Origin of the sequence: Spirulina sp. CCY15215 (assembly GCF_016888125.1) — a bacterium.
Classification (GTDB): Bacteria; Cyanobacteriota; Cyanobacteriia; order Cyanobacteriales; family Spirulinaceae; genus CCY15215.
Map to the genome: position 1 here is coordinate 1 of NZ_JACSWA010000514.1, position 11,721 is coordinate 11,721.

An 11,721-nucleotide genomic window follows, 5' to 3' on the forward strand; every position below is an offset into this window, starting at 1 on the left:
GAAATTATTGTAACACAAGACGGGTTAAAACCCGTTGCGTTCGATGTCCATTGATTAAAATCAATGGCTAACCCTCACTCTCTAGCTTTAGGTTTTTCCTTTTCTTAACCTGTCGGTATTAATTTTTTCTTCCGTGTTATTTTCTGGGTTTGCCATAATAAAAAACGCTTTTAATTTATCTTCTCCAGGGTAACAAAAATCATTTGACAGAGACATCTATCCAAAGTCAGAACAATGTACATTTTGCTATCTTACTTTTGATAGATTTAGCGTTTCATCTAACCCATCAAAATCACGGTATCGATAACATGAATAATACCATTACTTGCTTCAATATCGGGCGCTAAAACCGTTGCATTTTTCACTTCAAAAGGTTCGCTACAACGAATCGGGATCGGCGAACCTTCTAAAGAGGTTAAGGTGTCAATATTTTGTAAATCGGCGGTAGTGTATGCACCTGCAACAACGTGGTATTTTAAAATACGCTGAAGTTGTGGAATATTCTGAACTAAGGTATCCACTGTTCCCGGTAATAACTTGGCAAAAGCATCATCATTGGGGGCAAAAACTGTAAGGGGACCTGGCTGCTGTAATGCTTCTACTAATCCTGCGACTTTTACTGCTGTCACTAACGTTTTAAAGGCATCATTGTTAACAGCGATTTCAACAATATTTGGCATAATATTCCTCAATTTTTCTTGATTTTAACAACAAAATATGCTAAGAGAATAGACTCATTCTCTATTTAGATTGGCGATCGCCCTAACGATACTCTTGACTTTGAATATCGCTCAAACGTGCTTCAGGGCGAAGAAAGCGATCAAGTTGTGCTTCAAAGAATTGGCGATTTTTTAATAAATGTTCCTGGTTGGGGTCATCTAAAGGATAGAGTAATGCAACTCGTAAGGCTTGAATTACCGCAGAGGTAACATTGTACATCGATCGCTGAAAAGTAATTCCCAGTTGAATCAGTATATCATCTTCTCCTCGGCAATATTTTTGATAGTATTCCAACAAGTAGGGGGGTAAAAAATGGAACATATCTTGCATTAAGAGAGTGGGAGGAATTCCCGCAGTCCCAACCGGAAAAACATCGGCGTAAAGAATACCATAATGAAAGTCTTTTTGTTCCTCGGGAACTTGCTTGGCTTGGGCGTTATAAGACTTTGTACCCCGGAAAGGAGCCGTGCGATAAAAGACTGCTTCAACGTAGGGTAATGCTGCTTCATAAAGCCACATAAAACCCTTTGATTTAGGAATAATTTCGTAACATTCAGCGCCGATATAAACATGATGATAAATGGGTCGTCCTGCGGCGATAAAAATGCCATTGATGAGAAAATTCATGGCATCCGGTACTGTTTTAAACTCTCCTGCATCGTAGAGATCGCTCATCTCGAAGAATACCGGAGCCATCACTTCCCAAAATAGTCCTAAATTGGCATAATAAGACAGTTCTCGGACTTTTTCATAAAACATCTCGGGGAAGAGTTTATACAGCCCTAACATCAAAGGATTGCCCTTAAAATAGGCCTTAATAGCGCGATCGCTATTTTGGATATATTCTTCGCTTTCAAGATAGTCGTAAAATTGTCCCCCCATACCTTGATGCCAAAGCATTGCCCGCATACAGGCTTCAGCAAACTCCATATTAATGCGATCGTGCCAGAGATGATGAAATATTTTCGGCAGTTTTTGCTTTAATTCACCTTTATCCATGAATTCTAACAATTCAGGATGGGCGCTGGCTTCTCCTTTTTGCCAAACGCGATAATCGGCTGTTTCTCCGGCATAGTGGTTAGGAAGGTCTAAATATTCTTGGGGTAAAAAATATTTAAAAAAAGGTAAAGGATCGAGAAAAACGCGCTCGGCAATGTAGAGTAAATCTCGCCAATAGAAGTCCATCGGGACCGCATAAGCCTTATAAATGCCGATAATTTGCATCAAGTTTTCCGGGGTATCGGGTAACATTGAGCCACCGGCTTCAAGGCGATGAATGATTTCGGAATATCGATGAGTTGAAGGGGGGAGTTTAGTGGTAGTTAGCATGGGTTATGAGTTTTTTGTTATCGGTAACTGTTGTCAATTTCAGCAATTTGCACGATCGCCGGGGCGTGTAATTCTGATACAAGAGTAGTGGTGGTGGGTTCCATCCAACGCAGAAGCCAGTTAGGTTGCACTCCTAAAAAGAGAACGATCGCCGTTAAAACTAAAGCTGGCCATTGGTCATTAATGGTCAAGCGAGTATAGTAGGCGCGGACATTATCTAATTTACCGAAACAAGTGCGGTTAATTAGAATCACAAAATATACCGCCGTTAAGCCGGAAGAAAAGATACAAAGGAGAGTAGGGATCGGGAAAGTGGCAAAGCTGCCTTGGAAAACGACAAATTCCGCCGCAAACCCCACCAGCCCAGGAATTCCCGCACTGGCCATTCCCGCCAGAATCAATAAACCACTGGTGAGAGGGAGTCCGCGAATGGGGTTCATTAAACCGTTGAGGACATCGAGATCCCGGGTTCCGGTGGTTTGTTCGACAATGCCCACGAGGAAGAATAATAATGCCAAAATTAAACCGTGGGCGATCATCTGGGCGATCGCACCTAAAACGCTCAATTCCGTCCCTGCGGCGGCGGCGACGAGGATATAGCCCATGTGTCCGATGGAACTGTAGGCTACCATGCGCTTAATATCCCGTTGCGCGATCGCATTCATGGCACCGTAAATGACGCTGACGGTGCCGATAATGGCCAAACTAGGAGAAATGATATGCCAAGTTGCGGGAAATAGTTGCAAACCGAAGCGCAATAAGCCATAGGTTCCCAGTTTGGCGAAAATCCCCCCGAGTAAGATGGTTGTGGAAGGAGAGGCTTCAACGTAAGTATCTGGCATCCATGTATGCAAAGGAACTAAGGGTATTTTAATGCCGAAACCAATCAATAAAGCTGTTAAGAGAATCAGTTGGGAGGTGAGATCGAGGTTGTCGATCGCAATATCGCTGAATTCAAAGCTGGGGGAATGACTGAGGAAAGTAATCCCTAAAAATGCAGCCAAAACGAGTAAGCCAGAAACGGCTGTGTAAAGGATGAATTTTGTCGAAGCATAGCCTCGTTTTTCCCCTCCCCAAATGGCAATGAGAAGATAAAAGGGAATTAACTCTAATTCATAAAAGATGATGAAAAAGAGCAGGTTTTGCGACATTAATGCCCCGGCGATCCCAGCATTGATCAATAAAATTAAGCTGTCATGGAGGCGCGATCGCTCCATATCCTTGCGATTAGTATACAGGGCGATGATGGTTAGTAGACCGTTGAGAGCCAGTAGGGGCAGGGATAACCCATCAACTCCAAGGCTGTAGTTGAGGCCGAGAGGGTCAATCCAGCGATGAAATTCAGTAAACTGGATTTCTCCTATGTTTAAGTCAAACTGACTGAGAAGATAGAGGGACCAAGCCAAAGTCACCAGGCTGAAAATAGTGGCAATGGTACGACTGGCTTGGGGTTTGGGGTAAAGGGCGATCGCGATCGCGCCGAATAGGGGAATTAAAAGTAAAGGCGTTAACATTTGGTTAAATTCAAACTGAAAAAATGGGTCAATGCAAAGCAGACAAGAGAGGGTAACAAAGAATTAAGCCAAAGAAAATGGTACCGAGGAGGATAGAAAGGGCATAAAATTGCATCTGTCCGTTGGTGTTGTATTTTAGGCTTTGACCGCTTGCGAGGGTTAATAAACCGACTAAATTCACCGCCCCATCGACTAAAACGCGATCGCACCAATTGATGGCCTTGGCTAAAAAGCCGACAATGGCAATCACTGTCACTTTGTACAGTTGTGCGGTGTAGAAGTCATAAGCGAGGAAATCTTGCACCCCAGGAATGGGAAGGCGAATCGGTTTTGATACTGTTGAGAAAGCATAGAGGAATAGCCCCACTCCCCCACCCATGAGGGTTGAACCCATTAACAACAGGGTTGCCGGTTGCGTAACTAAGGCGAGATTGGGTAACAGTCCCAAAACTGCTAGTGATTGCGGTACATGGAGGGCAAAACCGAGGAGAATCGTCATAGGCAAAACTAAAGCCCATAATCCTTCTGGCGATCGCCGCGTCCAATCTGTTACGGGTCCCGTAAAGAGTAAGCCAAAAACCCGCGCCAAACTACAAGCAGTTAAGCCATTTACCAGCAATAATACCGCCAGTAAGAGAGGGCTTAAACCGTTGGCAATGCTGGCTAAACCCCAAAAGCAACCCAGAGGAGGGACTGCCACTAAAGATAAAGCCCCCACGACGAAGCAAATCCCAGAGATAGGACGACGTTTCCACAGTCCTCCCAGTTGGGTGATATCTTGGGAAATATTGTTGAGAATAATGCCGCCAACGCTCATCAAAATCAAGGCCATGGCGATGGCATAGGTTAACAGTAACATCAACGCAGCGTCCTGTTGTCCCGTCCCTACGGCCACAAATACGACCCCGAGATAGGAACTGGTGGCGTAGGAAAAGACCCGCTTAATATCAATTTGTGCCAGGGCGATCGCGGCACAACTGACGGCGGTAAAGGCACCGATGGCAATCTCAGCATTAACCACAACTGGAGACAAATTGAGAATTGGCTGCATTTTAATAAGGACCCAGGCCCCCGTTGAGACCACCACCGCATTCCGCAGTACCGTTGCAGGCATTGGTCCCTCCATTGCTTCATCCAGCCACAGTTGTAGAGGAAATTGAGCGCATTTCGCTAAAGGTCCTGCAAGGAGTGCCAAACCGAGAAGGGTGGCAACGGTGGGATCGAGGTCTACGGTACTTGCCCAAACCGTTAATTCATCGTAATTCCAAGTCCCAGCGAGAGGATAAAGCGCCACAACTCCCATGAGTAAGATTAAATCACCTACTCGTTTAGTGAGAAAGCCATCTCGCGCTCCTGTCACCACCAAAGATTGATTGAACCAGAAACCAATAAGAAGATAAGTTCCTAAAGTGAGAATCTCCAGCATGACATAACTGAAAAAGAGGGAATTGGTCAGCATCAAAGCACTCATCCCAGCTTCAAAAAGGGCGATGAGAGCATAAAATCGCGCCCAACCCCAATCCATCTCCAGATAGGCGATCGCATAAATCTGCGTTAGCAAATTCAGACTTAAAATCACCACTAATGCCCCCACCGTTGTAGCAGAGGCTTCAACATCAAAGGCAATATCGAGATTGGCCGCATGAAGCCAATTCACAGAAAACTGTATCGGTGAAGACCAAACCTCCTTTAAAGCTAAGACACTATGTAGCAAAGCAAAGGAAGTGAGAAGCAAACTCACATAACCCGCCGGACGGGGACCAGTGCGGCGAATTAGACTTGGCGACCACAGAAGCGCCAGCAGAACCCCGAAAAGGGAGTAAATCGGAACTAACCAGACAGTTTGACTAAAAGTATTCATTGAGGAATGGGTCATCCATGAGGGTGAAACATTGGCTATAAAACAGTACCACGACTCGATCCGACTCTAAAGGATTGTATTTTGTCATGGATTCCCAGATTTTGTATTGCCAAAAATCTATAGCTAGATTCAGAGTATAGTTTTTTTTCAATGAAAAAGCAAACAAGATTGATTAATATCAATGTTTAAGAAATGTAATTAATTCAAACGGATAGATTACACAAGCCTAATTTGACTTTGCCTCTTGACACTATGTTAAATAAACACTATGCTTGGTGTAGAAGTTACACGAAATCTATTGCAGCCATTACCCATGAACACTATTACTCAGCTTCCCCTACCCTCCTTCTTCGACTCCAGTACTGTCGGCGAAGTGTGGCGAGTCCCCTACCAAGATCGCGCGATGCAAGCGAAAGAGTGGGCAAAACGCTGGCATCTTCAACCTGCAGCCAAAGATAAAACCCGAATTTGCTTGATGGCGATCGATGTACAGAATACCTTTTGTATCCCTAAATTTGAACTATTTGTGGGAGGGCGATCGGGAACCGGGGCGATCGATGATAATCAGCGTTTATGCGAGTTTATCTATCATAATTTAGGGACAATTACGGAAATTGCACCGACGATGGATACCCATACCGCTATGCAAATTTTCCATCCTTTCTTTTGGATCAATGATGCAGGGGAACATCCTACTCCTGCGGCCACAATGATTACATTAGGTGATGTTCAAAAAGGAGTTTGGAAGGTTAATCCTGCTGTTGCATTTAGTCTCGTCAATGGCAATTATTTAGCATTGCAAAACCACGCTTTTCATTATGTCAAAAAATTGGAAGATGAGGGCAAATATCCGCTAACGATTTGGCCGTATCATTCTGTATTAGGAGGCATCGGTCACGCTTTAGTTTCAGCAGTCGAAGAAGCTCTATTTTTCCACAATCTCGCCCGTAATAGTCAGACCCGGTTTGAAATTAAAGGAGGTAATCCTTTAACTGAAAATTATTCCGTACTGCGTCCAGAGGTTTTAGAAAGTGCTGATGGTCGTCCTATTGCTCAGAAAAATACTCGCTTTATTCAGAAATTGTTGGACTTTGATGCAGTGATTATTGCCGGACAAGCAAAGAGTCATTGTGTTGCTTGGACGATTGACGATCTACTCACAGAAATTCAAGCTAAAGACCCAGATTTAGCCAAGAAAGTTTACTTGTTAGAAGATTGCACTTCTCCCGTTGTTATCCCTGGTATCATTGATTTTAGCGACCAAGCAAATGCAGCATTCGATCGCTTTGCTAAAGCTGGAATGCACTTGGTTAAATCTACCGATGCACTGGAAACTTGGCCTGGTTTAAGTTTGTAATCTTGCCAAAATTTACTATACTGTAAAAAAGTTGGAGATTTTCCCATGATCCAAGCACTTCCCAAACTCCTCAGCTTTGAAGAATTTCTGGATTGGTATCCGGAGAATGGCATTTATGAATTACACAAAGGAGTCATCGTTGAATTGAAACCTACAGGAACTCACGAAGAAATTTCTGAATTTCTTAATGAACAATTTATTCTGGAAATTCATCGTTTAAAATTACCTTTTTTAGTTTCCAGTGGATGCACAGTTAGACCTCCCGATTCTAAAACCGGCTACAGACCAGATAAAATTGTTTTAGATAAAACAATTTTAAGTGAAGAGCCACTCTGGAAAAAGCGATCGACGGTTTCTAATGGTAAAACAGTTAAATTATTGATTGAGGTTGCAAGTACCAATTGGCGGGATGACTATCTCATAAAACTTAAAGACTATGAAGAGATGGGCATTCAAGAATATTGGATTGTGGACTATTTAGGGTTGGCAGCAACTCGATATATTGGTTCTCCCAAAATGCCCGTAATTTCGCTTTATTCATTAGTCGATGGAGAATATCAAGTCACCCAATTTCGAGGAGAGGAAGAAATAATTTCTCCGACTTTTCCCGAACTCAAATTAACCGCAGCACAAATCTTTAATGCGACGAGTTAATGCGATCGCAAATGTCAGGAAAACTGCCGTTATTATCTAAGTTTGGAGACCAAAGGGTTTGGAGACTAAAGAGACCAAAGGGTTTGGAGACCCCTACAATATTAAGGAGATTATCATGAGTCAAAATACACCCAATCTTAACAACCTGTTCCAATCTGCACAAGATGACGGGTTACTATCTAACGCATCCATGCAAGCATTGAATGTTCTCGACATCGGTGCAGAAATTCAAGCGGGTTTGGGGATTAATGTGAATGATGTGACAGCCAGTGAAGTCGTTCTCGTCACTATTATGCCAGACGATTCCGGCTCCATTCGCTTTGGGGGCAATTCTCAAGCAGTACGAGGAGGACATAATGCCGTTTTAGATGCCCTTGGCAGTACGCAACAACAGGATAGTATTCTCATTCATACGAGATATTTGAATGGGTTTGTTCTCTATCCCTATTGTCCTCTCTCTCAAGCCGTGCGAATGGATCCCAAAAATTACAATCCCAACCAAGGTACACCCCTTTACGATCAAACCGTGGTTTTGTTAGGCACCGTGTTGGCAAAAGCGCAGGAATTCGAGGATAATGGCGTTCCTGTACGGACAATTACCCTGATTATTACCGATGGAGCCGACGAACATTCGCGGCGATCGCAAGCCAAAGATGTGAGTGCGATCGCCAAAGATATGTTACGAGCAGAAAATCACATTATTGCCGCAATGGGCATTGATGACGAAAGCACGAATTTTCATAAAGTTTTCCAAGAAATGGGCATTCGCGATGAGTGGATTTTAACCCCTGGTAAAAGTGAAAAAGAAATTCGCCAAGCCTTCCAAGTCTTCTCTCAGTCAGCAGTACAGGCAAGTCAGGGGGCAGGCAGTTTTTCCCAGTCGTCTTTGGGAGGGTTTGGGGGTTAAGGGAATTGGGTGCTTAATTCCCTTATGACTGGCGATCGCCGAATCCTTCGATAATTCCTCCTCCCAAAAGCCGATCGCCGTCATATAAAACAGCAGCTTGTCCAGGGGTAATACCAAACTGAGGTTCATCAAAGATTAACTTAACTCGTCCATCTCCTAAAGGTAAGACATTCACCGGCACCGGAGGAGTACGATAGCGAACCCGTGTATGGGTGCGAAAAGGAACATCAGGTTCAGCAATAGAAACCCAATTCATGCGCCCTACCCTACAATCGGGCTGAGTGGCATCTTCCCGGCTTCCCACCATTACTTGATTCATCACCGCATCTAACTTCATCACATAGAGAGGATCTGGTGCAGAAACCCCTAAACCTTTACGCTGGCCGATGGTGTAATGATGAATACCTTGGTGTTTGCCCAAAACTTTGCCACTAACATCGATAATCTCGCCTTCTTTTGGGCTGATATATTTGTCGAGAAAACTTTGCATTGAACCATGAGACTCTACCAAGCAGAGGTCTTGACTTTCCGGCTTGTCAGCAGTTCTGAGATTGTATTGCGCGGCGATGCGTCGGGTTTCTTCTTTGGTCACTTCTCCCAAAGGAAATACCGATCCAGCTAATAGTTCTTGGGTCAGATCGTAGAGGAAATAAGATTGATCTTTGTTGAGATCGATCGCCCGCAAAAGTTGATAGCGTCCCGTGGTTTCATCGTAGCGAATGCGGGCATAATGACCCGTAGCAATGCGATCGCATCCCCATTTTTCTTGGGCATACTGTAGCATTGGCGCAAATTTTACCGTGCGGTTACATTGAGAACAAGGAAGCGGTGTCACTCCCGACTCGTAACCGGAAACGAGATAATCGATAATTTGCGCTTGGAAAAGATCCCGCGTATCGACGACGTGATGGGAAATGCCCAATTGTTCGCAGATCGCCGCCGCGTCAACCATTCCTTCGGAACAACACTGACCCTTCCCTTTCATCAACCAAAGGGTCAACCCTAAAACTTCATAACCTTGATGGTGGAGGACCGCCGCAGCCGTGGAACTGTCAACGCCTCCCGATAAACCAACGACGATTTTTGACATGGGATTGAAAGATAAAAAACTTCGACCGTAACTCCATTATGACGAATTTTGCGGGCAGAATGGCTGGGTTTTAGGAATTTAGATTCTCATGGGGGTGACAGTCTTGGTACAGTAAGATATCAATATAAAAAATATAGGCGGATTATTATGTTTGGTTTAGGTTGGCCAGAAGTTATCATTATTGCTGTTATCGGTTTGGCGATTTTCGGACCGGCAAAAATCCCTCAGTTAGGGAGTGCTTTGGGGAAAACTCTACGGGGCTTTCAAGATGAAATCAAGAAACCTAGCGATCGCGAAGAGGATCTAGATGAATAGAGGCGATCGGGGTTAACAATATTGGTGATTCTGAATCGATTACAATTAATGAAAAATTGTGGTTTATTTGTTGGACTAATTACCCTCGATTTTATCTATCGAGTTAGAGAATTTCCTCAACCTAATCAAAAAATTGTTGCTTTAGATTATCTTGCCACGGCGGGAGGTCCTGCAACCAATGCTGCAATAACTTTTGCAACCTTGGGCAATTCGGCACGGGTGATGGGCATTTTGGGCAATCATGTTAATGCTGGCATTATTCGGGAAGATTTACAGCAATATGGCGTACAATTGCGGGATTTGAATGCAAATTGGACTGCATCTCCTCCGGTATCCTCGGTAATTGTGACGGAAGGGACAGGCGATCGCGCGGTTATTTCTCTCAATGGGATCAAGTCTCGGGCAACTCGAGCACAAATTCCGGATAATAGTTTAGAAGGGGTAGATTTTGTTTTAATTGACGGGCATCAAATGGATGTTGGGATCGCGATCGCACAACAAGCAAAAGAGCAAGGAATTCCGGTTATTATCGATGGGGGGAGTTGGAAGGCAGGTTTTGAGGGGGTTTTACCTTTTGTTGATTATGCCATCTGTTCGGCTAATTTTTATCCTCCCTCTTGCCAAACTCCCGATGAGGCGATCGCTTATCTGGCTCGTTTTTCCATCCCTCATATTGCCATTACTAACGGAGAAAAACCCATTATCTATTGCAGTCAGGAAACTCGCGGAATCATTGCCCTGCCACCTGTTAAAGTGGTTGATACCCTAGGGGCGGGAGATATTTTTCATGGGGCATTTTGTCATCATATTAGCAAGCTAAATTTTAGGGAAGCCCTCGCATCTGCTGCTACAATTGCTACTCGAGCTTGTCAATTTTTCGGGACTCGTGCCTGGATTGGCGATCGCTAAACTGTAAGTTGGAACTTTAAAGAACATGATCGAGAATCGTTTGGATGAAATTGGCGCGATCGCCCGTCAAGTTGCTTGGGGTACTGCGGATATTTTGCAGGCTTACTATCGCGGTAATACGGATTTAGATATTAAGGATAAGAAGGGAGATCCGGTCACAAAAGCCGATCTCGCTGCTAATTATTATATTCTCGAACACTTACAAAAAGAACTGGCTGGGGAAGATTTTGGTTATTTGAGTGAAGAAAATTTTAATGTAGAAAAAGCAGAACCAATTGCTAAAGATTGGGTTTGGATTATCGATCCCCTTGATGGGACGCGAGATTTTATTGAAAAAACTGGAGAATATGCCGTACATATTGCTTTAGCTTATCAAGGAAGACCTCAGTTAGCGGTTGTTGTTGTTCCGGAAACAGACAAGTTATATTTTGCCATTAAAGGACAAGGCACTAAAGTCGAAACGCGATCGGGAGAAGTCAAGGAAATTCGAGCCAGCGATCGCCATAAAATCGAAGATTTAAACCTAGTCGCCAGTCGCAGCCATCGCAATCTTCGTCTCAACAAAATGTTAGAAAGGATTCCTTTTAAAGAGCGTTTTGCGGTAGGAAGTGTGGGCTGTAAAGTTTCTACAATTCTGGAACAAAAAACCGATGTTTATATCTCGCTTTCGGGTAAATCTGCACCGAAAGATTGGGATTTTGCGGCACCAGAATTAATCCTAACGGAAGCTGGGGGAAATTTCACCAGTTTTGAAGGTAAGGACTTACTTTACAATCAAGGAGATGTCAATCAATGGGGCGGTTTAATGGCAAGTAATGGCAATTGCCATCAAGAACTTTATACAATGGCAGGGAAGATTTTAGCCGAAATTGATAGGGAACTTGCTGAGGAAGTATAATGTAAACCTAACACTCTGTAGGGACGTTGCCAGGGGTGCATCTCAAAGTTGCAAACTTACAACATTGCTCCGAATAATTAGAGCTAGGGAGCGAATAATTAGAGCTAGGGAGCGAATAATTAGAGCTAGGGAGCGAATAATTAGAGCTAGGGAGCGAATAATTAGAG

The 11,721-nt window shown here is 43.8% G+C and carries 11 protein-coding genes; 6 read left to right on the forward strand and 5 right to left on the reverse strand.

What is annotated here, in order from left to right; genetic code table 11:
* Nucleotides 1–278: 278 nt before the first annotated feature.
* The 4 genes from JUI58_RS17085 to JUI58_RS17100 all read right to left on the reverse strand — a co-directional run bounded on the left by JUI58_RS17085 (nucleotide 279) and on the right by JUI58_RS17100 (nucleotide 5,439).
* A complete protein-coding gene (locus tag JUI58_RS17085) occupies nucleotides 279–680 on the reverse strand; it encodes a fasciclin domain-containing protein (protein ID WP_204105009.1) in 402 nt (133 codons plus the stop codon).
* A gap of 82 nt (nucleotides 681–762) precedes the next feature.
* Nucleotides 763–2,049 (reverse strand): CO2 hydration protein, encoded by a 1,287-nt coding sequence (locus JUI58_RS17090; RefSeq protein WP_204105010.1) that lies wholly within the window; start codon nucleotides 2,047–2,049, stop codon nucleotides 763–765.
* A gap of 17 nt (nucleotides 2,050–2,066) precedes the next feature.
* The gene (locus JUI58_RS17095; protein WP_204105011.1) at nucleotides 2,067–3,563 is read right to left on the reverse strand and encodes an NADH-quinone oxidoreductase subunit M; all 1,497 of its coding nucleotides are present in this window, start codon (nucleotides 3,561–3,563) and stop codon (nucleotides 2,067–2,069) included.
* Nucleotides 3,564–3,591: 28 nt separating this feature from the next.
* Nucleotides 3,592–5,439, reverse strand: a complete 1,848-nt coding sequence (locus JUI58_RS17100) for an NAD(P)H-quinone oxidoreductase subunit F (RefSeq protein WP_239121541.1) — start codon at nucleotides 5,437–5,439, stop codon at nucleotides 3,592–3,594.
* Nucleotides 5,440–5,737: 298 nt separating this feature from the next.
* Here JUI58_RS17100 and JUI58_RS17105 point away from each other — a divergent pair, with 298 nt between their 5' ends.
* From JUI58_RS17105 to JUI58_RS17115, 3 genes are all read left to right on the forward strand, one after another.
* Nucleotides 5,738–6,781, forward strand: a complete 1,044-nt coding sequence (locus tag JUI58_RS17105; RefSeq protein WP_204105012.1) for an isochorismatase — start codon at nucleotides 5,738–5,740, stop codon at nucleotides 6,779–6,781.
* A gap of 45 nt (nucleotides 6,782–6,826) precedes the next feature.
* Complete coding sequence (locus JUI58_RS17110; protein ID WP_204105013.1) at nucleotides 6,827–7,435, forward strand: Uma2 family endonuclease; 609 nt, start codon at nucleotides 6,827–6,829, stop codon at nucleotides 7,433–7,435.
* A gap of 115 nt (nucleotides 7,436–7,550) precedes the next feature.
* Nucleotides 7,551–8,342, forward strand: a complete 792-nt coding sequence (locus JUI58_RS17115) for a hypothetical protein (RefSeq protein ID WP_204105014.1) — start codon at nucleotides 7,551–7,553, stop codon at nucleotides 8,340–8,342.
* A 22-nt stretch (nucleotides 8,343–8,364) separates the two neighbouring features.
* Here JUI58_RS17115 and mnmA read toward each other — a convergent pair whose 3' ends face one another.
* Nucleotides 8,365–9,432 (reverse strand): tRNA 2-thiouridine(34) synthase MnmA, encoded by a 1,068-nt coding sequence (gene mnmA / locus JUI58_RS17120; RefSeq protein ID WP_204105015.1) that lies wholly within the window; start codon nucleotides 9,430–9,432, stop codon nucleotides 8,365–8,367.
* A 147-nt stretch (nucleotides 9,433–9,579) separates the two neighbouring features.
* On the opposite strand from mnmA, the gene tatA reads away from it, so the two are divergent.
* The 3 genes from tatA to JUI58_RS17135 are packed head-to-tail and all read left to right on the forward strand — an operon-like array spanning nucleotide 9,580 to nucleotide 11,554.
* Nucleotides 9,580–9,747: a twin-arginine translocase TatA/TatE family subunit gene (gene tatA, locus JUI58_RS17125; RefSeq protein ID WP_204105016.1), complete on the forward strand. Its 168-nt coding sequence runs from the start codon at nucleotides 9,580–9,582 to the stop codon at nucleotides 9,745–9,747.
* Between the two features lie 48 nt (nucleotides 9,748–9,795).
* On the forward strand, nucleotides 9,796–10,656 hold the full coding sequence (locus tag JUI58_RS17130; RefSeq protein WP_239121542.1) for a sugar kinase: 861 nt from the start codon (nucleotides 9,796–9,798) through the stop codon (nucleotides 10,654–10,656).
* Nucleotides 10,657–10,681: 25 nt separating this feature from the next.
* On the forward strand, nucleotides 10,682–11,554 hold the full coding sequence (locus JUI58_RS17135) for an inositol monophosphatase family protein (RefSeq protein WP_204105017.1): 873 nt from the start codon (nucleotides 10,682–10,684) through the stop codon (nucleotides 11,552–11,554).
* The last annotated feature ends 167 nt before the right edge of the window (nucleotides 11,555–11,721 follow it).